This is a genomic window from Sandaracinus amylolyticus, assembly GCF_021631985.1.
Lineage (GTDB): Bacteria > Myxococcota_A > Polyangia > Polyangiales > Sandaracinaceae > Sandaracinus > Sandaracinus amylolyticus_A.
Window position 1 is genome coordinate 2,829,438 of sequence record NZ_CP070225.1, and the last position, 24,372, is coordinate 2,853,809.

A 24,372-nucleotide genomic window follows, 5' to 3' on the forward strand; every position below is an offset into this window, starting at 1 on the left:
CGATCGGGGTGCGCATCTACCTCGATCACCACGCCGCGACGCCGCTCTCCGAGGGCGCACGGCGCGCGATGGACGAAGCGCGCGAGCGTGGATGGGCGAACCCGGCGAGCGTGCACGCTGCGGGTCGGGCCTCGCGCGCGCTGCTCGAGAAGGGGCGCGACCGCATTGCTGCCGCGATCGGCGCGACGCCCGCGGAGATCGTGCTCACGTCGGGCGGCACCGAGGCGTGCAACCTCGCGGTGCGTGGGCTCGCGCGGCCGGGCTCGCACGTGATCACCACCGCGATCGAGCACCCCGCGATCGCGACGAGCGTCGAAGCGATCGCGGGATCGCGCGTGACGCGGCTCGCGGTGACCCACGGTCGCGCACCGAGCATCGACGAGGTCTCGCGCGCGATCACCGACGACACCTCGCTCGTCGCGCTGCAGTGGGTCAACCACGAGACCGGCACCGTGCTGCCGGTCGCGGAGATCGCCGCGCTGTGTCGGACGCGCGGTGTCGTGTGCGTGATCGATGCGACCCAGGCGCTCGGGAAGATCGCGATCGACGTGCGCGCGATCGGCGCGACTGCGATGGCGTTCGCGTCGCACAAGATCGGCGGGCCCGCGGGGGCGGGCGCGCTCTGGATCGCGCGCGATGCGCCGGAGCTCGCGTCGTTGATCCTCGGTGGCGCGCAGGAGCGCGGGCGTCGCGCGGGCTCGCCCGACGTGGTCTCGATCGCGGGCTTCGGTGGTGCGTGCGCGTCGATCGACGAGCGGCTCGCGGCGATGCCGGCGATCGCTGCGCGTCGTGATCGGATCGCGCGCGCGCTCGAGGAGCTCGGCGCGTCGATCAACGCAGGGGAGGGCGCTCGGGTCGCGACGTGCGTGAGCGCGAGCGTGCCCGGATGGCGCGGCAGCGCGCTGGTCGCGGCGCTCGATCTCGAAGGGCTCGAGGTCGCGAGCGGTGCGGCGTGCTCGTCGGGGCTCGATCGGCCGTCGCCGGTGATCGCAGCGATGCACGAGGACGAGCCGTGGCGCGCGAGCAGCGCGCTGCGCATCTCGCTCGGCCCCGAGACGAGCGACGCGATGATCGAGCGCGCGATCGACACGCTCCGCCGCGTGATCCCGCGCGCCTGAGAGCGATTCTGCAGACCTCAGACCGCGTCGAGGTTTCGCGCGTCCGGATCAGCGCGCGTCGCGATTCGGATCGCAAGTGCGCGAAAGAAGATCGGAATCGATCGAGCGTTCTCGCGCGATCGTGCGTTCGCTCGAATGGAACGCGAGGGATCCGGATGTTCAGGGGTCGCATTGACGATCGCGCGCGCGTGCGCCAGGTCGAGCGCGGTGAGCGGTCCCGAGCGCGTGTTGGTCGCGATGAGCGGCGGTGTGGACTCGTCGGTGGCAGCAGCGCTGCTTCGCGAGCAGGGGCACACGCTCGTCGGCGTCACGCTGCACCTCTGGGATGCGAGCGGCGAGAGCAAGGTCGGACGCTGCTGCGCGCCCGAGGATCGCGACGACGCGCGGCGCACCTGCGAGGCGCTCGACATCCCGCACTACGTGATCGACGAGCGCGACGCGTTCCGCAGCGAGGTCGTCGATCCCTTCCTCGACGCGTATCGCAGCGGCACGACCCCGAGCCCCTGCGTCGCGTGCAACCAGCACGTGAAGCTCGGCCGCCTCGCGCAGCTCGCGGATCAGCTCGGATGCACGAAGATCGCGACCGGGCACTACGCGCGCGTCGAGCTCGATCCCACGGGCCCGGTGCTCCTGCGGGGCGCCGACGCGAGCAAGGATCAGAGCTACTTCCTCTACGGCGTACCGAGCTCGATCCTCGCGCGCCTCGTGCTCCCGCTCGGCGCGATGACGAAGGATCGCACGCGCGACGAGGGTCGTCGCCTCGGCGTGCCGAACTGGGCGAAGAAGGACTCGCAGGAGCTCTGCTTCGTGCCCGACGGCGACATCGGCGGGTTCGTCGAGCGCGAGGCGGGCGCGGGCGCGACGGGGCGGATCGTCGACGAGACCGGCGCGGTGCTCGCGGCCCACGAGGGCGTGCAGCGCTTCACGATCGGACAGCGCAAGGGGCTCGGCCTCGCGGGTCCCGCGCCCGACGGCAAGCCGCGCTACGTCCTGCGGATCGTGCGCGACACCGGCGACGTGATCGTCGGCGGCGAGGAGGGTCTGCGCGCGGACGTGCTGACCGCGCGTCACGTCGCGTGGATCGGCGATGCACCGCGCGAGGGGTTCGAGGGCGAGGTCCAGATCCGTCATCGCCACGCGGCGTCGCCCGCGCGCATCGAGCCGACCGCGGACGGGTTCGTGGCGCGCTTCGCCTCGCCCCAGCGCGCGGTCGCGCCCGGCCAGGCGGCCGTGGTGTACGTTGGACCGCGCGTGGTCGGTGGTGGCACGATCGTGTGAACGCATGCGCGCACCGTTCGTGATCGGCATCGCGACACTGATCGCGTCGTGCTCGGTGGGGCAGGGCACCGGCGAGCTCGTCGGCTCGGTCCTCGATCCGCTCTGCGAGCTCGACGAGCCCGCGTACTCGCTGAACCCGACGTTCTTCTCCGCCGACGTGATCGAGGATCGCGGAGATCCCGACGACGACATCGCGAATCGCCTCTCGATGCGCATCCAGCGCGGCAGCTTCCGCGAGGGCGAGAGCGACGGGCTGGTGGTGCTCGTGCAGGACGCGAACGAGCTCCAGCGCTCGTTCCTCGGCGTGCCGATCCCGCTCAGCGCGCTGGCCGAAGCGCCGGTGAAGATGACGCTCTACCTCAACGAGACGTGCGACTCGGGCTTCCCGCGCGAGTTCTGGCGCATCCCGCTGATCCTCCAGGCGTACTCGGGGACGATCACCTTCGACGCGATCTACGCGCCCGACATCGACTCGACCGAGACCGAGATCAGCGCGACGTTCACCGACGTCGTGTTCGACGATCCCGAGCGCCCCGGCGAGCGCACCGCGCGCGTGTCCGGGAGCTTCACGTTCTTCTACCAGCGCGGCCGTCCCGCGCAGACGTTCCCCTGAGCGTGAAGGCGATCGAAGGGCGCGTCCGAGGGCTCGCGAAGGACGGCGACGCCGTGGTGGAGACCGAGCGCGGGCTGGTGTTCGCGCCCGGCGGTCTCCCCGGCGAGCGCGTGCGCGTCGAGGACGTGCGCAAGGAGGGCAAGCTGCTGCGGGCGCGGCGGCTGGTCGTGCTCGAGCCGTCGTCGTCACGCGTCGAGCCCGCGTGCGTGCACGTGGCGCGCTGCGGCGGGTGCCCGTGGATGCACGGCTCGGCCGAGGCCCAGGCCGAGGCCAAGCGCGCGACGGTGGAGCGCGCCCTCGCGAAGGTGCCGCGCGCATCGAGCGAGGTCTCGATCGCGATCACCCAGCCCGCGGCGATGCTCGGGTATCGCGGCCGCGCGCGGCTCGCGTGGAGGGGTGGGGCGCTCGGCCTGCGGGCCCGGCGCGACGAGCGGATCGTCGACGTCGAGCGCTGCATCGTGCTGCGTCCCGAGCTCGACGCGGCGCTCGCGCTCCTGCGTGCTCGGCTGCGCCCGCACCTCCCGGGATCGGGCGAGATGCAGCTCGCGATCGGCGCGGGTGGACGCGCGGTGATCGTGATCGAGACCGATGCCGTGCTCCCGCGCGCCGCGTTCGCCGAGGTCGAGGCGATGGTCGCCGAGGGCGCGCTCGCAGGCGCGAGCGTGCGCGCGGGCGGTGCGAGCGTCGCGACGCGCATCGGCGATCCGCGCGAGGTCGGGCGCGACGTGGAAGGCCGGGTGATCCACGGCGCGATCGGGGGCTTCAGCCAGGCGCACGACGAGATCAACGCGGCGCTCGGTGCGCGGGTGATCGCGTGGGCCGAGCCCGAGGGCGCGCGCGTGCTCGAGCTCTACTGCGGGCACGGCAACCTCACGCTCGCGCTCGCGTCGCGTGCCGCGTCGGTGCGCGCGGTCGAGCTCTCCTCGGGCGCGACCGAGGCGCTGCGCGAGAACCTCGCGGCCCACGATCTCCGCGCCGAGGTGATCACGGCCGACGCCCTCGCGGGCGTGCCCACCGGCAAGAAGGAGCGCGTCGACGTCGTGGTGCTCGATCCTCCGCGCACCGGCGCGAAGGAGGTGATCGATCCGATCGCCGCGCTGCGCCCCTCGCGCATCGTCTACGTCTCGTGCGATCCCGCGACGCTCGGGCGAGACCTCGAGCGCCTCGCGACCCACGGCTACGTGCTCGCGCGCGTCGAGGCGTTCGACATGTTCCCGCAGACCGCGCACGTGGAGACGGTCGCGCTCGTGATCCCGCGCCCTTCGTCGTGATCCCAAGGTCGGCCCGCCGCGCCGGCTCCGACACGCATGCGCCCACGCGCCCCTGCGCCGGCTCTCGTCGCCTTCGCGATGCTGATGGCGTGCTCGAGCGAGAGCGCGATCCGGATCGCACGTCACGACCAGCCATCGCCGCGTTCGGACCGCAATGCCCACGTGAGCGCGCGCCTGCTGGGCCCGCGTGTGCGTCCCCCGAACGACCACCCGCAGCTGCGCGTCGATCTCGAGCTCGGCGCGTCGCGAGCGCGACCCGGTGAGCGGCCACCGATCTTCGCGAACGTCCGCAACCTCGGCGACGACGGGCTCTGGGTCGCGTCCGGTGATCCCCACGCTGAGCGCGAAGCGGCTCGGCTGTCCGGCATCGCGCTCAGGGTCTCCAGCGGCAGCGCGCATCAGCACACCACGTTCGAGCCCGCGCGCTTCTGGGTGCCGCCGCACGGCTCGTACCGGACGCGCGTCCTCTGGGCGGAGGAGCCCGACGCGCTGCCGAGATGGATGCCGGGACCGCACACGATCGACCTGCACTACTGCGGTCCCGGCTCCGATCGCTGCACCTGGACGGAGCCGGTCACCTGGGAGCTCGTCGACGACGGGTCCGCGCCGGATCGTGGCGGCGTGCTCGCTTACGTCCTTCTCACCCTGTTCGTCGACCTCGACGCTCGTCGTCCGCCGAGCGGCTCGCTCGCGGTGCGAAACCGTGAGCTGCGCCCCGTCGTGCTGCCGCGCTGGGTCGAGGTCGAGTGGGAGCTCGGGCGCAACGAGTGGGTCACGACGCACGTGATCCTGGCCGAGGAGGTCGAGGTGCCGTCGCTGGGCGAAGCGCGAGTCGGCCCGTTCGCGCTCGTGCCACCCGAGGGGTCGCACCCGCTGCGGGTGCGCGTGGTGATCGGAGCCGTCCGGAGCGCGCCCACCTGGGTGTGCCGGGGCCACGCGGCATGGCCGGACTGCGGCTCGCCTGCGCGCTGATGGGGAAGGCTCGACGACCCGTCGAACATCGGCTCGCCCGCCGGTCCCTACCGTCCGCGCGCGTCGCGCGCTCCCGTCCGGGGCCTGCGGGACGAGCACTCCGGCAGGGCTCAGGACGGCGCGCGCTTCGTCGTGATCATGGCGCGGAGCGCCTCGGCGGCGCGCGGGAGCGGCGCGCCCCTCCGCGACAGCACGCGATAGGTCACGGACGGCAGCGCGCGGAGTGGGCGCGCGTGGAGCCCGTCGGGCACGCGGCAGAACGCGTTCACGATCGCGAGGCCCAGGCCCATCCGCGCGAAGTGCGCCATGAGCTCCCAGCCCTGCGCTTCGACGGCGGGCGACCACGCGAGCCCTTCGGCCTCCATCGCGCGCGCGATCGCGTCGCGGTGCGGCGCGCCGACGGGCGGGACGATCAGGCGCTCACCCGCGAGATCGCGGAACCGCAGCGCACGCTTGCGCGCCAGCGGATGGCGCCGCGGGATCAACACCTTCGCGCCCACCTGCGCGACCACCTGCGCGTCGAGGTCGTCGGGCACGCTCGGCAGCGCGGTCACCGCGAGCTGGGCCTCGCCGCGCCTCACCGACTCGAGCGCGGCGGGCCCCGAGCGCGTCAGCAGGCGCAGCGGCGCGATCGCCTTCGCGTGGAACGCGCGCACCGCAGGGCCCAGCAGGTAGAGGAACGCGCCTTCTCCCGCCGCGAGCACCACCGGCTGCGAGCTCGCGCCCGCCCGCAATTCGTCGCAAAAACCGCGGATTCGCGCGTCGGTCTCGCGCGCGAACGCGAGCACGCGCACGCCGTCCTCCGTGAGCTCCACGCCGCGCCCCACGCGCCGGTAGAGCGGCACCCCGAGCTGCTCGGAGAGCCGCGCGATCTGCCCGTGCAGCGTGGCCTGCGAGACGTGCAGCGCGCTCGCTGCGCCCGCGAAGGTGCCGTGCTCGGCGAACGCGACGAACGCGCGGAGGAGGTCGAGATCCATCGTTCGGATTCTCCGATCGATCGTCGGGATTCTTCAACGGACGCGAATCCTCGTTCCGCCCAGCTTCGATGCGAACGAAAGGACATCGCGAACATGACCTCCCATCTCCCGCTCTCGCCCGATGCGCGCCTCGGCGTCGACATCGGTCGCGTGATCATCGGTGCCACCGCCGACGACGGCACCACCGACACCTCGTTCCTCTCGGGCACCGAGGACGACGCGCTCCGCACGCCACCGGTGCCCGGCGCGCTCGAGACCATCGCGCGGCTGCACGCGCACCTCGAAGGGCGCGTGTGGCTCGTCTCGAAGTGCGGCCCGCGCATCCAGGCGCTCACGCGTCGCTGGCTCGCCCACCAGGGCTTCCACGACATGACCGGGATCCCGCCCGAGCACGTGCGCTTCTGCCGCGAGCGCAAGCAGAAGCGCGAGCACGCGCTCGCGCTCGGGCTCACCTGCTTCGTCGACGATCGCCTCGACGTGCTGCGTCACCTCGACGGCGTCGTGCCCGCGCTCTGCTGGTTCGGCGTGCAGCGCGATCCCGCGCCCGACTGGGTCGTCGCGACCCGCACCTGGCGCGACGTGCAGCGCGTCCTACTCGGGGATGACGAGGCACGCCGCGGGCACGTGATCGACGAGCCACACCCGTGACCCCGGCGCGCGCGAGAAGCGCACGCCACGCGCGTGGAGCACCGCGGCGCGGACCTCGATCACGATCGGCGGTCCGCGCCGCGCGCCCACCTCGATCGCCTCCTCGCGCGTCTCCGCGAGGTGCACGTGACGGCGCGCGCCCGCCACCAAGCCCTTCGCGCGGATCGACGCGAGGCGCGCCCGGATCGTGCCGTGGAACAGGATCTCCGGCGGAGCGCTCGCCGGATGATCGACGTCGACGGCGACCGAGTGCCCGTGCAGCGCGCGGATCCGCGAGCCCTCGAGCTCGAAGCGCCGCTTGCCCGGCATCGCCAGCACCGCGTCGAGCTGCTCGCGCGTGATCACGAGCGCGTCGAGCAGGCCGTCGACGTCGGTCCAGCCCGCGGGATCGAGCGTGATCCCCAGCGCGTCGGGCCGATGACGCAGGGCCCATGCGAGGCGCTTGCTCAGCTGGACCGAGGGCATGCGGGGTGCAGCGAAGGAGGGTGGAGGACGAGTATGCAGAAGGTCCGAGACATCATGACCCGCTCGCCCGCGTGCTGCGGTGCCTCGACGTCGCTCGAAGAGGTCGCGCGCATGATGATCGTGCACGACTGCGGCGAGATCCCGGTGCTCGACGATCTGGGCACGCCGATCGGCGTCGTGACCGATCGCGACATCTGCTGCCGCACCGTGGCCCAGGGGAAGAACCCGATCGAGATGACGGCCGGCCAGGTCATGTCGACCCCGTGCGTGACCGTGAACGTCGACGACAGCATCCACGAGTGCTGCGAGGTGCTCGAGTCGAACATGATCCGGCGGGTGCCGGTCGTGGACTCGAAGGGACGATGCTGCGGCATCGTGTCCCAGGCCGACGTGGCGCGCGCCGGAGACGAGCACGAGACCGCCGAGCTGGTCCGCGAGATCTCGCGGCCGCTCCAGGCGACCTCGACGTTCATCTAGGTCCCCGCGCGTGACATCGCGCCCCGGGCTCGTCGCCGCCGCGGCGAGCCCGCGCACAAGCCTGTTTGCCCTTTTGCGGCCGAGGGGTTAGCGATCGGCCGCGATGAAGTGCCCCTTCTGCGGCACCCTGGACAACAAGGTGATCGACTCTCGCCTCTCGCAGGGCGGCGAGGTCACGCGTCGTCGTCGTGAGTGCGAGGGCTGTGCGCGCCGCTACACGACCTACGAGCGGGTCGAGCAGGTGCTCCCTCTCGTCGTGAAGAAGGACGGCCGGCGCGAGCCCTTCGATCGCATGAAGATCCTCGGCGGAGTCCGCCGCGCGTGCGAGAAGCGCCCGGTCTCGCAGGAGTCGCTCGAGCGCCTCGTGGACCGCCTCGAGCGCGAGCTGGTCGAGACCGGCGAGAAGGAAGTGCCCTCGTCGATGATCGGCGAGAAGGCGATGGACGCGCTGCGCGAGCTCGATCCGGTCGCGTACGTGCGCTTCGCGAGCGTCTATCGATCGTTCGCCGACCTCCACGAATTCATGGCGGAGATCGCGCAGCTCCTGCCCGACGGCACGCCGAAGCGCGAGAGCTCGTCGTCGTGAGCGACACGCTCGCGCTCGACGAGCGGATGATGGACCTCGCGCTCGCCGAGGCGCGGAAGGGCCGGACCGCGCCGAACCCCCACGTGGGCGCAGTGATCGTGCAGGGCGGCGAGGTCGTCGGCGTCGGTCACCACGAGCGCGCGGGCGAGGTCCACGCCGAGGTCGACGCGATGCGCGCAGCGGGCGATCGCACGCGCGGCGCGACGCTCTACTGCACGCTCGAGCCGTGCAACCACCACGGGCGCACCGCGCCGTGCACCGACGCGATCCTCGGCGCGGGCATCGCGCGCGTCGTCGTGGGCTGCGTCGATCCCGCGAAGCACGGGCCCACCTCGGGCGCGGCGCGGCTCCGCGATGCGGGCGTCGAGGTCGTGCTCGGCGTGCGCGAGCCCCAGGCGCGCGAGGTGATCGAGGACTTCGCGTGCCTCGTGACCAAGAAGCGCCCGCTCGTGGTGCTCAAGGCCGCGGTGACGCTCGACGGGCGCATCGCGACGCGCACCGGCGACTCGAAGTGGATCACCGGCGATGAGGCACGTCGCGAGGCGCACCGACTGCGTGATCGCGCCGACGCGGTGATGGTCGGCGTGGGCACCGTGCTCGCCGACGATCCGCGCCTCGACGTGCGGATGATCGAAGGCCGCGACCCCATCCGCGTGGTGCTCGACACGCACCTGCGCACGCCCGAGACCGCACAGCTCGTGGCCCACGGCTCGTCGCGCCCGACGTGGATCGTGCATGGTCCCGACGCGCCCGAGGAGCGCCGCGACGCGCTCCGCCGCGACGGTGTGGTGCTGATCGAAGCGCCGCTCGAGGGCGACACCGTCGACGTCGCGTGGATGCTCGCCGAGCTCGGCCGTCGCGACGTGATGCGCCTGCTCGTCGAGGGCGGTGGGCGCGTGCACGGCGCGCTGCTCGATCGTGGGCTCGCCGACCGCGCCGAGATCTTCGTCGCGCCGGTGGTCCTCGGGGATCCCGAGGCTCGGCCCTTGGCAGCGATGCACGATCCCCCCATGCAGATCGCGAGCGCGTTCCAGCTGGCGGATCTCGAGATCGATCGGCTCGGACGCGACGTTCGCTTCCGCGGTCGTGTCACCAAGGGCCCTCGGGAGGCGTGATGTTCACGGGTCTAGTCGAAGAGATCGGGACGGTGCGCGACATCCAGCGCGGGGCGCTCGGATCGACGATGCGCATCGAGTGCCCGTGGCGCGACCTCGTGCTCGGCGAGTCGATCGCGGTGAACGGCGTGTGCCTCAGCGTGACGACGATGCCGGGGGGCGGCTTCACCTGCGACGCGTCCGCGGAGACGCTCGAGAAGACGACGCTCGGCGCGATCGCGCGCGGCACGAAGGTGCACCTCGAGCGCGCGCTGCGCGCCGGGGATCGCTTCGGCGGTCACGTCGTGAGCGGGCACGTCGACGGCGTCGGCAAGGTCGCGGCGAAGACGCCGCTCGGCGACGCGCTGAAGGTCGAATTCGAGGTGCCCGAGGTGCTCGCGCGCTTCCTCGCGCCGAAGGGATCGATCACGGTCGACGGCGTGAGCCTCACGGTGAACGGCGCGACCGGCACGCGCTTCGACGTCGTGCTCGTGCCGATCACGCGCGAGAAAACGCTGCTCGATCAGAAGGACGTCGGCGCGCCGATCAACCTCGAGGTCGACGTGCTCGCGAAGTACGTCGCGCGCCTCCTGGGCAACCCCGGCGTCGACGGTGTGCCCCCGCAGAACCCGCCCGGTGCGGGCGGCGAAGGTGTGACCCTGGATCTCCTGGGTCGCACCGGATTCCTGTGATCCGCAACGAACGAGAGACGAGGTCAACGATGCTTCGCACCGCGATCGAGAGAGTCCACCGTGCCCTCGAGGACATCCGCGCCGGTCGGATGGTGATCCTCGTCGACGACGAGGACCGCGAGAACGAGGGCGACCTCGTGATGGCTGCGGAGAAGGTCACGCCCGAGGCGATCAACTTCATGGCGAAGTGGGGCCGCGGCCTCATCTGCCTGACGATCACCGACGAGCACGTGCAGCAGCTCGATCTGCCGATGATGGTCGACGACAACCAGTCGCAGCGCTCGACCGCGTTCACCATCTCGATCGAGGCGCGCCACGGCGTGTCGACCGGCATCAGCGCGGCGGACCGCGCGCACACGATCAAGGTCGCGATCGCCGAGGACGCGCGTCCTTCCGACATCGTGAGCCCCGGCCACGTCTTCCCGCTCAAGGCGCGCCCCGGCGGCGTGCTGCAGCGCACCGGTCACACCGAGGGCTCGGTCGATCTCGCGCACCTCGCGGGCTTCCGTCCTGCGGGCGTGATCTGCGAGATCATGAACGACGACGGCACGATGGCGCGCATGCCCGATCTCGTCGAATTCGCCGAGAAGCACGGGCTGCGCATCCTCTCGATCGCGGATCTGATCCAGTACCGCCTCGAGCACGAGCAGATGATCGAGCGGCGCCTCGACGGCGAGATCGCGCTGCCGAGCGGCAAGCAGTGGCGCGCGCACCTCTTCGTGCAGAAGCACGATCGGCGCGAGTTCCTCGCGCTCACGCTGGGCGAGATCGACGAGACCCCGACGCTGGTGCGCATGCACACCGGCAGCGTGCTCGGCGACGTGTTCGACGTGCGCAGCCGCGGGCGCGTCGCGATCGACGACGTGGTCGCGCGCATCGAGGAGGAGGGGCGCGGCGTGATCGTGTTCATCCCGGGCCCGATCGATCTCGAGTCGGATCTCGCGCAGCGCCTCGGCAAGCAGGTGAAGCCGAAGCACATGGACAGCGGCGAGGTGCTCCGCGAGTACGGCCTCGGCGCGCAGGTGCTGCGGGCGATCGGGCTGCGTCGCATCCGCCTGCTGACGAACCGTCCGCGCCGCATCGCGGGCGTCGACGGCTACGGCCTCGAGGTCACCGAGCAGCTCGTGGTGAGCGAGGACGCCGCGCTCAGCGGCGAGATGGACGCGCCCGAGCTCAAGCACTGAGCTTCCACGCGTCGACGCACATGCACGCGCGCTCGTGATCGTCCTCGGCGTGCACGAGCGCGCGGCGTGCGTTAGACACGCGACCCGAGGGAGTGATGGCTGACATCCTGGAGATCGAGGGGACGTTCGAGACGCCCCAGGGCGCGCGCATCGCGATCGTCGTGTCGCGATTCAATCACTTCATCACCGATCGACTCCTCGAGGGCGCGCTCGACGGCCTCCGCCGCCACGGCGTGCCGGACGCGAACGTCGTCGTCGCGCGCACGCCCGGCGCGTTCGAGCTCCCGGTCGCGGTGCGGCAGCTCGCGTCGAGCAAGAAGGTCGACGCCGTGATCGCGCTCGGCGCGGTCATCCGCGGCTCGACGCCGCACTTCGACTACGTCGCCGGCGAGGCCACCAAGGGCTGCGCGCAGGTGATGATGCAGACCGGCGTGCCCGTGATCTTCGGCGTGCTGACGACCGACACCATCGAGCAGGCGATCGAGCGCGCCGGCACGAAGGCGGGCAACAAGGGCTGGGAAGCGGCGCTGGGCGCGATCGAGATGATCAACCTCCGCCGCGCACTGGAGAAGGCCGGCTTCTGAGCGCGCACGCGCTCGGTCCGGGTCCGACGACGATGAGCTCCACCGCGCGCACGGGCTCGAGGCGGAAGGGCCGCGAAGCGGCGCTCCAGATGCTCTATCAGATGGAAGCATCGGGAGTGCGCGCGGAGCAGGCCATCCACCTCTTCTGGGCCAACCTCGGCTCCTCTCGCGAGGGCGAGGACTTCGCGAACCGCATCGTGCGCGGCTGCGAGAGCGAGGGCGACAAGATCGACGAGATCATCCGCAAGGTGAGCCAGCACTGGCGGCTCGAGCGGATGACGCGCGTCGACCGCAACATCCTCCGCCTCGCGACGTTCGAGCTGATCGCGATGGAGGACATCCCTCGTCGCGTGACGCTCAACGAGGCGGTCGAGCTCGCGAAGCGCTACGGCAGCGATGGCAGTGCGGGCTTCGTGAACGGCGTGCTCGATCGCATCGCGAGCGATCTCGGCAAGGACTGAGCGAGCGTGGAGCTCCGGTTCGTCGCGCCCGATCTCCGCGCGCTCGACGGCCTGCGCTCCGAGGCGCTCGCGCTCCCGTTCTTCCAGGACGAGCGCCCGCTGCGCGGCGCGGCGGGGCTCGTCGACTGGCGCCTCTGCGGTCGTCTCTCGCGCCTCCTCGTGCGCGGCCGGGTGCGCGGCGCGCTGGGTGAGCGCGTGCTGGTGCCGGCGCGCCCGCGGCTCGCGTTCGAGAAGCTCTTCCTCTTCGGGCTCGGTCCGCGCGCGGCGTTCGACGAGACCGCGTTCGTCGCGTCGGTCGACGACGTGCTCGACACGCTCGAGAAGGCGCGCGCGCGCACCGCGGTGATCGCGCTGCCGGGACGCAGCCTCGAGCTCGTCGGCCCGGAGCGCGCGCTCGAGCTCTTCCTGTCCGCGGCGCGCGACCGCACCGAGCACGACGAGCTCACGCTGATCGAGCCGCTCGACGCGCAACGCTCCATGATCCCCGTGCTCGAACGGGCACGAAGGAAAGCCCGCGCCCTCGAAGGCGGAGCCTGACGCACCCGCGCCCCGTGCTAATTTGACGAGCCGTGCAGAAGCTCGGCTCGGGGATCGCGTTCGTCGATGCGATCGACCTCGCGCGCAAGCACGACGACACCAAGCTCGCCGAGCTCCTCGGCCCGGCGCAGCTCCTCGGCGCGCCGCCCACCGTCGAGGACGACGAGGACGAGTGGTCGTTCCAGACGCGCGCGATCCTGCGCCCAGAGCTCGGCGCGCGCCTAGGCCTGGAGCTCTCGCGCGCCTACGTGTTCCCGGTCCGCAAGCTGCGCTCGACCTTCGCCGACACCATCCTCGTCGGCCGCGCGAGCACCAGCGACGTGTTCGTCGACGACGCGAGCATCTCGAAGCTGCACGCGCGCATCCGGCGTCAGAGCGACGACGCGTGGACGATCGCCGACGCAGGCTCGACCAACGGCACCGCGATCGGCACACGCGCGATCAACGGCGAGGAGTCGTCGCTCCCGTACGGCACGCGCTTGCGGATCGGGAAGTGGTCGTTCCGCTTCGAGCGCCTCGATGGCACGCTCGCGATCCTGCGGAACGGATGAGCATCATCGAGCCACGACCGGCGATCCTCGTGTTGGCGGCGCTCGCGACGGCATGCGGCAGCGGGCTCGCGTCGCACGCGGATTCGGTGCGCGATCGGGCGCTGCGCGCGGAGGTCTCGACCGCGCTTCGAACGATCGAGCGGCTGCGCCGAGACGAATGGCTCGCGCGCATCGCGAGCGGTGCGTGCAGCGCGCAGTCCGATTCGAGCGCATGCATCGACGCGCTCGACGCGCTCGCTTCGGTGCAGGCACTGCGCTCGCGGATCGAGCGTGAGCGCGACGACGCTGGCGCGCTCGACGCGTTCCGCCTCGCGGTCGCCGACGGCACTTCGATCGACGACGAGTGCACCGGAAGCGATGCGCTGCGATCGATCGCGGCGGCCGTCGTGCGGCACGTCGCCGAGCTCTCGGTCGCACCTCCGCGCGAGATCGAGGTTCCCGAACCGATGGCGGACTGCCGCATCGCGACGCTCGGAGGTCCCGTCCTGCTCACGAGCGAGCCGCGCGCGCAGGCGCCGATGCGCGTCTCCAGCGTGATCGTCCTCCGCGGCGACGTGCTGCCCGGCGTCTCGTCGAAGACAGCGACGTACGACTTCTCCGATGATCTGCCCGCGGTCTGGTTCGACGCGCCGCGCGCCGGCCCGTGGAGCGACGCGCCCGCGGTGCAGGTCGAGCTCTGGCAGGGCACGTCGATCGACGTCCACCTCGTCGTGCGCGCCGCCGATGGTTGGCGCGTCATCGACTTCGCGCACGTCGGCGACACGTAGGTCGCCACCCGGCACGTCGCGATCGTGAGATAGTCCGCGCGCCCTCATGCGTGCGACACGTCTCTCCGCGATCCTCGTCCTCCTCGCGCTCGGCGCGTGTGGCGGCGCAAGCCTGCGCACCGCGCGTCCATCGGAGCCCGAGCCGAACCCCGCGCCGCCGCTCCTGCCGTGGCAGGCGCAACGCCCCGGCGTGCCGACGATCGAGTCGCCGCTCGTCGTGCTCGCGGGCGGCACCGTGCTCACCGCGACCGGTCGCACCATCGACGACGGCGTCGTGATCATGGAGGACGGCGTGATCCGCGCGGTCGGTCCGCGCAGCGAGGTCGCGATCCCCGAGGGCGCCGAGGTGATCGACGTCTCGGGTCGCTTCGTGACGCCGGGCATCATCGACACCCACTCGCACATGGGCGTGTACCCGGTGCCCGAGGCGCAGGCGCACGAGGACGGCAACGAAGCGACCGGACCGATCACGCCGCACGTGCGCGCGTCGGACTCGTTCTGGCCGCAGGATCCCGCGCTCGCGCGCGCGCTCGCCGCGGGCATCACGACGATCCAGGTGCTGCCCGGCTCCGCGAACCTGATCGGCGGCGCGGGCGAGACGTACAGGCTGCACCTCGGCCGCACGTCGAGCGAGATGGAGCTGCCCGGCGCACCCGACACGATGAAGATGGCGTGCGGCGAGAACCCGAAGCGCGTGTACGGCGGGCAGCACCAGGAGCCCTCGACCCGCATGGGCAACGTCGCGGGCTATCGACGCGCGTTCCAGGAAGCGATCGAGTACGGCCGCTCGTGGAGCGACTGGCAGGAGACGTATCGCCTCTGGTCGATCCGCCAGGAGCGATGGGAGGGCTGGCAGAGCGCGCAGATGCAGGACGTCGACGAAGCCGCTGCGGTGCCCGGCGCAGGAGGGGAGGGCGCGGGCGACGATCCCGGTGCGCCCGAGGAGCACCCCGAAGATCCCGGACCGGCGCCCGCACCGCCCACGCGCGACTTCGGTCACGAGCTCCTGCTCGGCGCGATCGAGGGCCGCGTGCTCGTGCAGATGCACTGCTACCGCGCCGACGAGATGGCGCGGATGATCGAGATCGCGCGCGAGTTCGGCTTCCGCATCCGCGGCTTCCACCACGCGGTCGAGGCCTACAAGATCCGCGACCTGCTGACGGCCGAGGAGATCTCGATCTCCACCTGGGCCGACTGGTGGGGCTTCAAGCTCGAGGCGTTCGACGCGATCCCCGAGAACCTCGCGCTGCTCACCGAGGCGGGAACCCGCGCGGTGCTGCACTCGGACTCGCCGATGTTGATCCAGCGGCTCAACCAGGAAGCCGGCAAGGCGATGGCCGCGGGGCGTCGCGCCGGGGTCGACATCACCGAGGACCAGGCGCTGCGGTGGATCACCACGAACGCCGCGTGGACCCTCGGCATCCACGAGATGACGGGCACGCTCGAGCCCGGGCGCATGGCCGACGTCGTCGTGTGGTCGGCGAGCCCGTTCTCGGTCTACGCGCACGCCGAGCTCGTGTTCGTCGACGGCCTCCGCGAGTACGACCGCGCGCGCGACGGCGCGTCGCGCGACAGCGACTTCGAGCTCGGCCTCGATCTCCAGCTCGAGCAGGACGGAGGTGCGCGATGAGACTGCGCGCGATGAGGAGGTGCGCGCTCGCGGTGATCGCGCTGCTCGCGATCACGCTCCCCACGTCGGCGCAGCGCCGGCCGACCACCACCGAGCCGCCGATCGTGATCACCGGCGCGACGGTGCGTCCCGGCAACGGCCCGCCGATCGAGAACGCGACCGTCATCGTGCGCGGCGATCGCCTCGAGGCGGTCGGCGCGGGCCTCGCTGCGCCCGCGGGCGCGACGGTGATCGACGCGACCGGCGCGGTGATCACGCCGGGCTTGGTCGCGACGATGACCGCGCTCGGGCTCGAAGAGATCGAGCTCGAGCGTGCGTCGCGCGACACCGGCCCCGAGGGCGACGACGCCGACGCGATCCGCGCCGCGTTCTCCGCGGCCGACGGATACAACCCGCTCTCGACGTTGATCCCGGTGGCGCGGCTCGGTGGGATCACGAGCGTGACGAGCGTGCCCGAGGGCGGGCTCGTCCCGGGCACGAGCGCATGGGCCGATCTTCTCGGCGCCTCGCCCACGGTGGGCACCGACGCAGTGCTCACGCCGGTGCTCGCGCTCCACGTGAGCCTGAACGACGAGGGCATCGACGCCGCGGGTGGCGCGCGCTCGAGCGCGATCACCCGCCTCCGCGAGCTGCTCGACGATGCGCGCCTCTACGCGCGCCAGCGCACCGCGTTCGATCGCGGCGACTTCCGCGACACCGACGTGAGCCGCCTCGATCTCGAGCGTGTCGGCGAGGCGCTCGCGGGCCGCATCCCCGTGGTGATCAAGGTGTCTCGCGCGGTCGACATCGTCCGCACCATCGCGCTGGGGCGCGAGTACGGCCTGCGCATCGTGCTCGCCGGCGTCGAAGAAGGCTGGATGGTCGCGCCGCAGATCGCGGCGGCGAACGTGCCGGTGATCGTGCAGGCGATGACGAACCTGCCCGAGCGCTTCTCGCGCTTGCACGCGCGCTACGACAACGCCGCGCTCCTCGCGCGCGCCGGCGTGCGCGTGATGCTGATGTCGCCGGGCGCGTGGGACGCGCGCAACCTGCGTCAGGAGGCGGGCAACGCGGTCGCGTGGGGCATGGATCCCGATGCCGCGCTCGCCGCGATCACGTCGCTGCCCGCCGAGGTCTTCGGGATGCGCGACCACGGTGTGATCGCCGCGGGCCGCCGCGCGAACCTGGTCGTGTGGAGCGGTGATCCCTTCGAGACGACCAGCGCGCCGACGCACGTGATCGTCGCGGGCCGTGACCTGCCCCTTCGCTCCCGCCAGACGCTGCTGCTCGAGCGCTACCGCTCGCTCGACTCGGTGCCCCGCGGCTGGACCGGAACGGTCGCTCGCGACCGCTCGGAGTGAGCCGAGCGACCGTTCGGGCGGTCCGAGCCGACCGCTCGAACGGTCACTGGTGACCGTTCGCGAAAACGGGCCGAAATCCCTTGCGAAACAGCGATCTCGCGCAGCGAATTCGCTAACGATCGAGCGCTTCGCGCAGCAATCCGAGCGCGCGCGTGTGGATGCGACACGCCCAGCTCTTCGAGATCCCGAGCTCCGCGCCGATGTCGTCGAGGTTGCGGCCCTCGAAGTACATCCCGTTGATCACGATGCGCTCGCGCTCGGGCAACGTCTCGAGCGCGCCGCGCACGCGCTGCTTCTCGTGCGCGCCGATGAGCTGATCCTCGGGGCTCTCGCGCGTCGCTTCTTCGTCCTGCCCGACCGCGGCGAGCATGAACGTCGCGGTGATCTTGCCGAGGATGTCGTCGACCGCGGCGAGGGTCGCCTCGACGTCGGCGCGCTGCTCGGGCGTGGCCGCGCGCGCTTCGCCCTCCGCCTCGATCGCCCAGTCGATGGCCTCGGCCGCGCGGCGCTTCTGATGGATGCGCCGTGGCAGGTACGCCATCTTGCGCACGCCATCGAGGATCGCGCCGCGGATGCGGTAGTACGCGAACGTGCTGAAGAGCACGCCGCGCGACTCGTCGAAGCGGCCGCGCGCCTCGACCAGGCCGTGGTACCCGAACGCGATCAGGTCGTCGAGATCGCACGTCAGGTCGAGCTCGGCGCGCACTCGATGCGCGATCTTCCGCACCAGCGGTGCGTGCTCCTCGACGAATCGCTGGTCGTCGCTCTGCCCCACGGTTCGTAGGTACCACGCGTGCAGCGCGATCGTCGAGAGTCGCTCGTTGCGCCGATCCGACCCGCGCGCGACGATGCCGCCGCGATGATCCTCTCCGACCGCGACATCGAAGCGGCGCTCGACGCCGGACGCATCGTCATCGATCCGCTCGTCGATCGCGCGGTGCAGATCCAGCCGTGCTCGGTGGACCTGCGGCTCGGCTCGCGGTTCGCGCTCTTCCGGAGCTCGGCGACGCCGTTCGTCGATCCCGAGCTCGACGACCCCGACGCGCTCACCGAGATCGTCGAGGTGAACGAGGGCCAGCAGTTCGTGCTGCACCCCGGTGAGTTCGTGCTCGGCAGCACCGTCGAGCGCGTCGCGGTCCCCGAGGATCTGCTGGCGAAGGTCGACGGGCGCTCGAGCCTCGGGCGCCTCGCGATCCTCATCCACGCCACCGCGGGCTTCATCGATCCCGGCTTCCGCGGGACGATCACGCTCGAGCTCTCGAACGTCGGTCGGCTCCCGGTCGCGCTGCGCCCGGGCATGCGCATCTGCCAGATCAGCTTCGAGACGCTGAGCTCACCCGCGGAGCGCCCCTACGGCGACGCCCGACGCAGCAGCAAGTACCAGGATCAGACCGGCCCGACGCCGTCCCGCATCCGGCGCGACCAGCGCTGAGCGGGCGAGCACTCCAGCAGGCGATCACGCCCCGTCGTCGTCCTCGGCGCGATCCTTGGGCGGCGGCGGGATCGACGAGGGCTGGCTCGGGCGATCGCTCTCGCGCTCCGCGCCCGACGGCTCGGGCTTGCGGCGCAAGCGAACGCGATGGACGCGGCGCGCGCGCACGTCCTCGACGATCATCTCCCAGCGACCGAGATCGATCACGTCACCCGGGCTCGCGAGCCGCCCGAGGCTCGCGACGACGTAGCCGCTCACCGTGTCGCCGCCCTCGATCTCCGGGATGCGTTGATCCGAGAGCTCGAGCTCGTCGATCGGCACGGTGCCGTCGACGATCAGCGATCCGTCCTTCACCGGATGGATGCGCGTCGCGATGCCCATCGTGATCTCGTCCTGCAGATCGCCGACGATCTCCGTCACGACGTCCTCGAGCGTCACGAGCCCCGCGGTGCCGCCGTACTCGTCGACGACCAGCGCGATCGGGATCTTCGTGCGCTGGAACTGCTCGAGCACCTCGCCGACGGTCTGGCCCTCGGGGACGATCAGGATGTCGCGCTTGAGGCTCGCGATGCTCGGCGGTCGCTCGCGCCCGCCCGCCATCAGCAGATCCTTCACGTACACGTAGCCGATGACGTGATCGGGATCGCCGTCCTGGCTCACCGGGTAGCGGCTGAACCCGAAGCGGCGGACCTTCGCCATCCACTTCTCGTATCCGTCGCCGACCGAGAGCACCTCCATGTCGACGCGGGGCACCATGATCGCGCGCACCGGGCGATCGGTCGCGCGCAGCACGCGCTCGAGCAGATCGCGCTTCTTGCCCTCGAGCTCGTCGAACGACGCCTGGATCACGAGGCGCAGCTCTTCGAGCGAGAGCTTGCCCTCCGCGTGCTGCGGCGCGGGCAGGCCCATGAGGCGCAGCACGAGGTTCGACGTGCCGTTGAGGATCCAGAGCGCGGGATACGACGCGTAGAAGAACGCGCGCATCAGCAGCGAGCTGTGGCGCGCGACGTCCTCGGGGCGCTGGATCGCGAGCGACTTCGGCACCAGCTCGCCGACCACGATGTGCAGCGCCGAGATGATCATGAACCCGGTGGTCACGGCGACGCCGGAGGCGGTCTGCTCGTCCACGCCGAGCGCGTGGAGCGGCGGCGCGAGCAGGCGCTCCATCGCGGGCTCGCCGAGCCAGCCGAGGCCGAGCGACGCGAGCGTGATCCCGAGCTGGGTCGCGCTCAGGTACGCATCGAGGCGCTGGGTGATCGCGTAGGCGCGCGCCGCCGAGGGATCGCCCTCGTTGGCGAGGGCCTGCAGCGCGGTGGGACGCACCTTCGCGAGCGCGAACTCCGCCGCCACGAAGAACGCGTTGGCGAGCACGCACAGGAGCGCGGCGAGCAGCGCGAGCACGGCTCCCCGGACTAGCGCCCTCGCGGGCGACTGTCGATCCCCATGATGGTGACTGTGGCGCGTGCGCGAGCCGAGCCGGCCGCGCTCCCTGGGTCGGGGCCGCCGCTCACAGCTTGTGGAACGGGATGGGCGAGCGTGCGCCGCCGCTCGAGGTGGGCGCGGTGCCGGGCGGCGGCGCGAGCGACGGGTCGACCTCGCCGTCGAACACCGCGATCGCGGCGGACACGCGATCGAGACCCGCCTGGGTGGCGGCCTCGCGCTGGAACACCTGCACGGCGCGCGCGAGGCGCAGCCCGAGCTGCTTGCCGAGATCGATCTCGCGCTCGAGGAACGCCTCGAACGAGCCGTAACCCTTGACCTCGTAGAGCTTCCGCTCGTCGATGTCCTTCAGGATCAGGCCGATGTCGTAGAAGCTGCGCTGGAGCGAGCGCTTGAGGTTCCGGATGTTCGCGGTCGCCGTCGCGAGCGCGCCGATCTTCTGCTTGAGCTCGTCCGCTCCGACCGGGGTGCGCACGGTGAGGCGCGGCGCAGTGGGCTTCGCGAGACCGGCCGCAGGCGCGGGCGCGGGCGGCGGCTCGCTGCCACCGGCCTTCTCGGCGGCGACCTTCTCGGCCTTCTCCGCCTTCTCCGGCTTCGCGACCTTCTCCGGCTTGGCCATTGTCTTCGCCGGCTGCTTGGGCAGGGGCGTCGCCTTCTTCGCAGCCGGGACGGGCGCAGCGGCCTTCGCCGTCTTGGGCGCGGCCGCAGCCTTCACGGGCTTCGTGGGCTTCTCGACGGCCGCCTTGCTCGGCACGGACTTCTTCGCCGGTGCTGCGGGCGCCCGACCGGGCTTGCTCGCGGCGCTCTTCGCTGCTGCGGTGCTCTTCTTCGCGCTCGTCACCACCTGCCGCCTCCCCCTCCTCGGCGTGGGCCCTGGAGTCCGGGTGCTCCCGTGACGCGCATACCACTCTTGAAACAGGGTGTAAAGAACGTGTGCAGCGCGCGCCGTGCCAAATCGTATGAGGACGAATGATCCTCCGAGAAAACGTCCGGGAGTGGTGGGCACCCCGCCGATCGAGGCCCCGCCCGTCGCGATCTAGGCCCGGATCAGGACGGACGCGAGAAGGCCGGAGCCCCCGTCGGGGTGCTCCGGCCTCCTGAAGGGTGACCGAACGGTCGGAGGGGAGGGCTACTCCTCGCCCTCTTCACCCTCGATGCCGAGGTGGAACCAGTCCTCGCCCGCGCGCGGGGTCTCCATGAGCGTTCCGTCCGGCGCGTCGCGCCGCACGATGAACGTCCGCCGCGACAGCACCTCGTCGTTCTCGCGGGCGACCACGATCACGACGTTCACGCCCGGCCGCAGCGGCACCTCGGTGTCGAACCGGACCTCCCGGGGATCCGTCGCGTCGCGGTTCGAGACGTAGAAGACCTTCCGCGTCCCGACGAAGACGTAGGCGTCGCGCACCTGCAGATCGTCGCGCACGATCGCGCGGATCGGCACGCGGTCCGCGGTGGTCGTGAGCATGCCCGCGACGCCCTCGACGTCGATGCGGGGCGGCATGTGGTCCATCAGCGGCGTGACGCGCGCGCCCGAGGCCGCGCGATCGGTCGTCACGTCCGACGACGCGACCCAGCCGGGACGGCCCTCGCCGAGATCGACGCGCACGAAGCCCGAGAGCTCCGCCTGCGCCGGGAGCGAGATCGCCCCGCCCTCGACGCGGGCCAGGGTCTGCGAGTCCGCGGCCGGACGCTCGCGCACCGCCGCACCGTCACGGAGCGTCACGCGACCCCGACGCGCCGTCGGAGCGGCCGCGCTCGGCGCGATCTGCACGTCGACGCGCTCGACCATCAGCTCGCGGAGGCTCACGTCCGCGACGCGCGCCTCGAGACGGACGCTGTCGCGCTCGAAGTCGGGCAGCACCTCGAACGTGAAGTGGATGAGGCGCTCCTCGCCGGGCGGGATGCTCTCGAGCTCGAAGCGCCCCGCGTGGAGCAGCACGCCCTGACCGGCGCGGCTCTGGAGGTTCGCCTGGGTCTCGTAGGTGCGGCCCTGCCCGGTGTTGCGCACCCGGAGGTACACGCTCGCGGTCTCGCCGCGCTGCACCAGGCCGTCGCCGTTGCCGCGCACGTCGTCCGCGACCTGCACCTGATAGGCGAACTGCGGGCGCGGGAGCGCGCGGATGTGCGTGCGGATCTCGGTGCTCGCCGGCGCGTGCCCGTGCGCTTCCGAGAACTCGACGCGGATGCCATCGGCGCGATCCGGGACCTCGCGCGGCACCACGCAGGTGCGGCGCTCGTTCTCGGTCGTGCAGATGCCGAGCGTCGTCGTCCACTCGCGCGTCTGGCCGGGGTCGAGGCGACCGAAGACCAGCTCGCGGTGGTTGAAGAGCGCGAAGTCGCTGCGGGTCTGCGCACGCAGGCGATAGAGCGGCGCGGTGCCGGTGTTGGTCACGCGCACGCGCAGCTCGAGGTTCTCGCCCGCGGTGATGCGGTTCTCCTGCGCGTTGGTCGTGACCTCGACCTGGACCGGGCTCGCGCCCTGATCGGTGCCCTCGGTCCAGTCGACGCCGAGGCGCTGGAGCTCGCGCTCCGCGGTCGACATCTCCTGCCCGCGCAGGCGCTCGATGACGGGCGTCGCCTCTTCGATCATCTGGCGGCGGTTGCCGCGGCGGGGCGCGCCCTCGCGCGTCGCGTGCACCAGCACCTCGCGCGCGAAGCGGAGCAGGAACTCGTCCTCCTGCTCGTTCTCCTCCTGGTCCTCGGGGCGCGCTTCGCGCAGGCGCTCGCGCGTCTCGACGGGGAGGTAGTAGCGCATGACGACGGCCGACTCCTCGCCGTCGCGCGCGCTCGTGTTCGTGAGGTGCTGATCGAGATCGGCCTCGCGGACGTAGCCCTGGTCGACCTCGAGATCGAGATCGGTGCGGTCGACCGTCATGGGATCGATCGCGATGTCGGGCACGATGCCGACGCCCTGGATCGAGACGTCGCCGGGCGTGAGGTACTGCGCGATGGTCAGCTTGAGCGCCGAGCCGTCGTCGTAGTTGTAGAGGACCTGGACGCTGCCCTTGCCGAAGGTGCGCTGTCCGACGACCAGCGCGCGATCGTGGTTCTTGAGCGCGCCCGCGACGATCTCGCTCGCGCTCGCCGAGCCGCCGTTGACCAGGACGATCATCGGATAGTCGGGCTCGGTGCCCTCACGGCGCGCACTGCGCTCGTCGCGCTGCGAGGGATCGCTCGAGCTCGTCGTGACGATGATGCCGTTGTCGAGGAACGCGTCGGCGACGCGCACCGCCTGATCGAGCAGACCGCCCGGATCGTCGCGCAGGTCGAGCACGAGGCCGCGCATGCCCGACGCGTGCAGCTGCGCGAGCGCGCGCGTCATGTCCTCGAACGTGTTGCCCTGGAACGAGTTGATCGAGATGTACCCGATGTTCCCCTCGAGCATCCGCGACTCGACCGACTCGATGTGGATCACGGCGCGCGTCAGCGTGAACGGGCGCGGCGTGCTCCAGCCGCCCTGGCCCTCACGCGTGACCCACACCTGCACGTTCGAGCCCGGCGGGCCGCGGAGGCGCGACACCGCGTCCTCGAGCGGCATGTTCAGCGTGCTCTCCTCACCGATGCGCACGATGCGGTCCATCCGGTTGAGGCCCGCGCGCGACGCGGGCGTCTCCGGCATCGGGCGGATGATCGTGAGCTGTCCGTCGCGGATCGAGATGACGATGCCGAGGCCGCCGAACTCGCCTCGCGTGCTCATCTGCATCTCGGTGTACGTCTCGGGATCGAGCAGCACCGAGTGCGGGTCGAGCGTGCGGAGCATGCCGTTGATCGCGGCGTACTCGATGTCGCGGAGCTCGACGTCCTCGTCGCGCAGGTTCGCCTGGAGGAACCCGAAGATCTCGCGCCAGCGATAGCTGAGGGCCCACGGGCTCGTGACGTCGTCGACGCGGAAGTTGCGCGACGCGCCGTACACCGTGACGCCGACCTCGCTCGCGCCGTCCTCGTAGTGCACGAGGACCGGGGCGACCGTCTGCTGCACCGCGTTCAGGCCGCCGAGCAGCATGCGCTGCGGGCTCACTCGCTCCGGGTCGACGTAATGATCCTTCACCTGGAGGATCACGCGGTTCATGACCGTCAGCTGGGTGAGGTCGTAGGGCTCGCGGCTCCGCACCTCCTGGGCGCGCGCCGAGCTGTCGATGTCGAGATCGAGCCCGTTGCGATGCGGCCAGACGTAGGTGAGCCCGACCGCGGCGCCGATCGCCAGGGCCGCGAGGCTCGCCCCCGCCACTCGTGCTCGTGCCTGAGGGGACTGCCA

General features: G+C 71.7%; 25 protein-coding genes. 19 read left to right on the forward strand and 6 right to left on the reverse strand.

What is annotated here, in order from left to right:
- Window positions 1–8 precede the first annotated feature (8 nt).
- The 5 genes from I5071_RS11675 to I5071_RS11695 all read left to right on the forward strand — a co-directional run bounded on the left by I5071_RS11675 (window position 9) and on the right by I5071_RS11695 (window position 5,252).
- Window positions 9–1,118 (forward strand): cysteine desulfurase family protein, encoded by a 1,110-nt coding sequence (locus tag I5071_RS11675; RefSeq protein ID WP_236605507.1) that lies wholly within the window; start codon window positions 9–11, stop codon window positions 1,116–1,118.
- Window positions 1,119–1,325: 207 nt separating this feature from the next.
- Window positions 1,326–2,396 carry a tRNA 2-thiouridine(34) synthase MnmA gene (gene mnmA, locus I5071_RS11680; RefSeq protein ID WP_236605508.1) on the forward strand — a complete coding sequence of 357 codons (1,071 nt, stop codon included), beginning with the start codon at window positions 1,326–1,328 and terminating at the stop codon, window positions 2,394–2,396.
- 4 nt (window positions 2,397–2,400) lie between these two features.
- Entirely contained in the window at window positions 2,401–3,009 is a 609-nt protein-coding gene (locus I5071_RS11685; protein WP_236605509.1) for a hypothetical protein, read from the forward strand.
- A gap of 2 nt (window positions 3,010–3,011) precedes the next feature.
- Window positions 3,012–4,280 (forward strand): class I SAM-dependent RNA methyltransferase, encoded by a 1,269-nt coding sequence (locus I5071_RS11690; protein WP_236605510.1) that lies wholly within the window; start codon window positions 3,012–3,014, stop codon window positions 4,278–4,280.
- A 162-nt stretch (window positions 4,281–4,442) separates the two neighbouring features.
- Window positions 4,443–5,252, forward strand: a complete 810-nt coding sequence (locus I5071_RS11695) for a hypothetical protein (RefSeq protein WP_236605511.1) — start codon at window positions 4,443–4,445, stop codon at window positions 5,250–5,252.
- A gap of 110 nt (window positions 5,253–5,362) precedes the next feature.
- Here I5071_RS11695 and I5071_RS11700 read toward each other — a convergent pair whose 3' ends face one another.
- Complete coding sequence (locus tag I5071_RS11700) at window positions 5,363–6,229, reverse strand: LysR family transcriptional regulator (protein WP_236605512.1); 867 nt, start codon at window positions 6,227–6,229, stop codon at window positions 5,363–5,365.
- Between the two features lie 93 nt (window positions 6,230–6,322).
- On the opposite strand from I5071_RS11700, the gene I5071_RS11705 reads away from it, so the two are divergent.
- Window positions 6,323–6,877 carry a hypothetical protein gene (locus I5071_RS11705; protein WP_236605513.1) on the forward strand — a complete coding sequence of 185 codons (555 nt, stop codon included), beginning with the start codon at window positions 6,323–6,325 and terminating at the stop codon, window positions 6,875–6,877.
- Here the strand turns inward: I5071_RS11705 and I5071_RS11710 are convergent.
- Entirely contained in the window at window positions 6,821–7,342 is a 522-nt protein-coding gene (locus I5071_RS11710) for an RNA 2'-phosphotransferase (protein WP_236605514.1), read from the reverse strand. The two genes, I5071_RS11705 and I5071_RS11710, sit on opposite strands and share 57 nt — an antisense overlap.
- 33 nt (window positions 7,343–7,375) lie before the next feature.
- Here I5071_RS11710 and I5071_RS11715 point away from each other — a divergent pair, with 33 nt between their 5' ends.
- From I5071_RS11715 to I5071_RS11770, 12 genes are all read left to right on the forward strand, one after another.
- The gene (locus tag I5071_RS11715) at window positions 7,376–7,819 is read left to right on the forward strand and encodes a CBS domain-containing protein (RefSeq protein ID WP_236605515.1); all 444 of its coding nucleotides are present in this window, start codon (window positions 7,376–7,378) and stop codon (window positions 7,817–7,819) included.
- Window positions 7,820–7,922: 103 nt separating this feature from the next.
- Window positions 7,923–8,405 (forward strand): transcriptional regulator NrdR, encoded by a 483-nt coding sequence (gene nrdR / locus I5071_RS11720; protein WP_053234213.1) that lies wholly within the window; start codon window positions 7,923–7,925, stop codon window positions 8,403–8,405.
- Window positions 8,402–9,520 (forward strand): bifunctional diaminohydroxyphosphoribosylaminopyrimidine deaminase/5-amino-6-(5-phosphoribosylamino)uracil reductase RibD, encoded by a 1,119-nt coding sequence (gene ribD, locus I5071_RS11725; protein WP_236605516.1) that lies wholly within the window; start codon window positions 8,402–8,404, stop codon window positions 9,518–9,520. Before nrdR ends, ribD begins: the two co-directional genes overlap by 4 nt.
- The gene (locus I5071_RS11730) at window positions 9,520–10,191 is read left to right on the forward strand and encodes a riboflavin synthase (RefSeq protein ID WP_236605517.1); all 672 of its coding nucleotides are present in this window, start codon (window positions 9,520–9,522) and stop codon (window positions 10,189–10,191) included. Before ribD ends, I5071_RS11730 begins: the two co-directional genes overlap by 1 nt.
- A gap of 29 nt (window positions 10,192–10,220) precedes the next feature.
- Window positions 10,221–11,375: a 3,4-dihydroxy-2-butanone-4-phosphate synthase gene (ribB, locus tag I5071_RS11735; protein ID WP_236605518.1), complete on the forward strand. Its 1,155-nt coding sequence runs from the start codon at window positions 10,221–10,223 to the stop codon at window positions 11,373–11,375.
- A gap of 95 nt (window positions 11,376–11,470) precedes the next feature.
- Window positions 11,471–11,959 (forward strand): 6,7-dimethyl-8-ribityllumazine synthase, encoded by a 489-nt coding sequence (ribE, locus tag I5071_RS11740; protein WP_236605519.1) that lies wholly within the window; start codon window positions 11,471–11,473, stop codon window positions 11,957–11,959.
- A gap of 32 nt (window positions 11,960–11,991) precedes the next feature.
- A complete protein-coding gene (gene nusB, locus I5071_RS11745; RefSeq protein WP_236605520.1) occupies window positions 11,992–12,420 on the forward strand; it encodes a transcription antitermination factor NusB in 429 nt (142 codons plus the stop codon).
- Window positions 12,421–12,426: 6 nt separating this feature from the next.
- Window positions 12,427–12,957 carry a M17 family peptidase N-terminal domain-containing protein gene (locus I5071_RS11750; protein ID WP_236605521.1) on the forward strand — a complete coding sequence of 177 codons (531 nt, stop codon included), beginning with the start codon at window positions 12,427–12,429 and terminating at the stop codon, window positions 12,955–12,957.
- 32 nt (window positions 12,958–12,989) lie between these two features.
- A complete protein-coding gene (locus I5071_RS11755; RefSeq protein WP_236605522.1) occupies window positions 12,990–13,508 on the forward strand; it encodes an FHA domain-containing protein in 519 nt (172 codons plus the stop codon).
- Window positions 13,505–14,275 carry a hypothetical protein gene (locus I5071_RS11760; RefSeq protein ID WP_236605523.1) on the forward strand — a complete coding sequence of 257 codons (771 nt, stop codon included), beginning with the start codon at window positions 13,505–13,507 and terminating at the stop codon, window positions 14,273–14,275. Before I5071_RS11755 ends, I5071_RS11760 begins: the two co-directional genes overlap by 4 nt.
- 46 nt (window positions 14,276–14,321) lie before the next feature.
- Window positions 14,322–15,905 (forward strand): amidohydrolase, encoded by a 1,584-nt coding sequence (locus tag I5071_RS11765; protein ID WP_236605524.1) that lies wholly within the window; start codon window positions 14,322–14,324, stop codon window positions 15,903–15,905.
- Window positions 15,906–15,916: 11 nt separating this feature from the next.
- Window positions 15,917–17,245, forward strand: a complete 1,329-nt coding sequence (locus I5071_RS11770; protein WP_236605525.1) for an amidohydrolase family protein — start codon at window positions 15,917–15,919, stop codon at window positions 17,243–17,245.
- Between the two features lie 112 nt (window positions 17,246–17,357).
- On the opposite strand, the gene I5071_RS11775 is transcribed toward I5071_RS11770, so the two are convergent.
- Window positions 17,358–18,020: a sigma-70 family RNA polymerase sigma factor gene (locus I5071_RS11775; protein ID WP_236605526.1), complete on the reverse strand. Its 663-nt coding sequence runs from the start codon at window positions 18,018–18,020 to the stop codon at window positions 17,358–17,360.
- 84 nt (window positions 18,021–18,104) lie between these two features.
- Here I5071_RS11775 and dcd point away from each other — a divergent pair, with 84 nt between their 5' ends.
- Window positions 18,105–18,677 carry a dCTP deaminase gene (gene dcd, locus I5071_RS11780; protein ID WP_236605527.1) on the forward strand — a complete coding sequence of 191 codons (573 nt, stop codon included), beginning with the start codon at window positions 18,105–18,107 and terminating at the stop codon, window positions 18,675–18,677.
- A gap of 24 nt (window positions 18,678–18,701) precedes the next feature.
- On the opposite strand, the gene I5071_RS11785 is transcribed toward dcd, so the two are convergent.
- From I5071_RS11785 to I5071_RS11795, 3 genes are all read right to left on the reverse strand, one after another.
- Window positions 18,702–20,078 (reverse strand): hemolysin family protein, encoded by a 1,377-nt coding sequence (locus tag I5071_RS11785; RefSeq protein ID WP_236605528.1) that lies wholly within the window; start codon window positions 20,076–20,078, stop codon window positions 18,702–18,704.
- A gap of 106 nt (window positions 20,079–20,184) precedes the next feature.
- On the reverse strand, window positions 20,185–20,958 hold the full coding sequence (locus tag I5071_RS11790; RefSeq protein ID WP_236607748.1) for a hypothetical protein: 774 nt from the start codon (window positions 20,956–20,958) through the stop codon (window positions 20,185–20,187).
- A gap of 288 nt (window positions 20,959–21,246) precedes the next feature.
- Window positions 21,247–24,345: an MXAN_5808 family serine peptidase gene (locus tag I5071_RS11795; RefSeq protein WP_236605529.1), complete on the reverse strand. Its 3,099-nt coding sequence runs from the start codon at window positions 24,343–24,345 to the stop codon at window positions 21,247–21,249.
- Window positions 24,346–24,372: the final 27 nt, after the last annotated feature.

Bases quoted from the DNA above. Each gene is read 5' to 3' on its own strand.
- I5071_RS11685 (WP_236605509.1), top strand. From the start codon at position 2,401: ATGCGCGCACCGTTCGTGATCGGCATCGCGACACTGATCGCGTCGTGC.
- I5071_RS11700 (WP_236605512.1), bottom strand. From the start codon at position 6,229: ATGGATCTCGACCTCCTCCGCGCGTTCGTCGCGTTCGCCGAGCACGGC.
- I5071_RS11705 (WP_236605513.1), top strand. From the start codon at position 6,323: ATGACCTCCCATCTCCCGCTCTCGCCCGATGCGCGCCTCGGCGTCGAC.
- I5071_RS11710 (WP_236605514.1), bottom strand. From the start codon at position 7,342: ATGCCCTCGGTCCAGCTGAGCAAGCGCCTCGCATGGGCCCTGCGTCAT.
- I5071_RS11715 (WP_236605515.1), top strand. From the start codon at position 7,376: ATGCAGAAGGTCCGAGACATCATGACCCGCTCGCCCGCGTGCTGCGGT.
- nrdR (WP_053234213.1), top strand. From the start codon at position 7,923: ATGAAGTGCCCCTTCTGCGGCACCCTGGACAACAAGGTGATCGACTCT.
- I5071_RS11730 (WP_236605517.1), top strand. From the start codon at position 9,520: ATGTTCACGGGTCTAGTCGAAGAGATCGGGACGGTGCGCGACATCCAG.
- ribB (WP_236605518.1), top strand. From the start codon at position 10,221: ATGCTTCGCACCGCGATCGAGAGAGTCCACCGTGCCCTCGAGGACATC.
- ribE (WP_236605519.1), top strand. From the start codon at position 11,471: ATGGCTGACATCCTGGAGATCGAGGGGACGTTCGAGACGCCCCAGGGC.
- nusB (WP_236605520.1), top strand. From the start codon at position 11,992: ATGAGCTCCACCGCGCGCACGGGCTCGAGGCGGAAGGGCCGCGAAGCG.
- I5071_RS11760 (WP_236605523.1), top strand. From the start codon at position 13,505: ATGAGCATCATCGAGCCACGACCGGCGATCCTCGTGTTGGCGGCGCTC.
- I5071_RS11765 (WP_236605524.1), top strand. From the start codon at position 14,322: ATGCGTGCGACACGTCTCTCCGCGATCCTCGTCCTCCTCGCGCTCGGC.
- I5071_RS11770 (WP_236605525.1), top strand. From the start codon at position 15,917: ATGAGGAGGTGCGCGCTCGCGGTGATCGCGCTGCTCGCGATCACGCTC.
- dcd (WP_236605527.1), top strand. From the start codon at position 18,105: ATGATCCTCTCCGACCGCGACATCGAAGCGGCGCTCGACGCCGGACGC.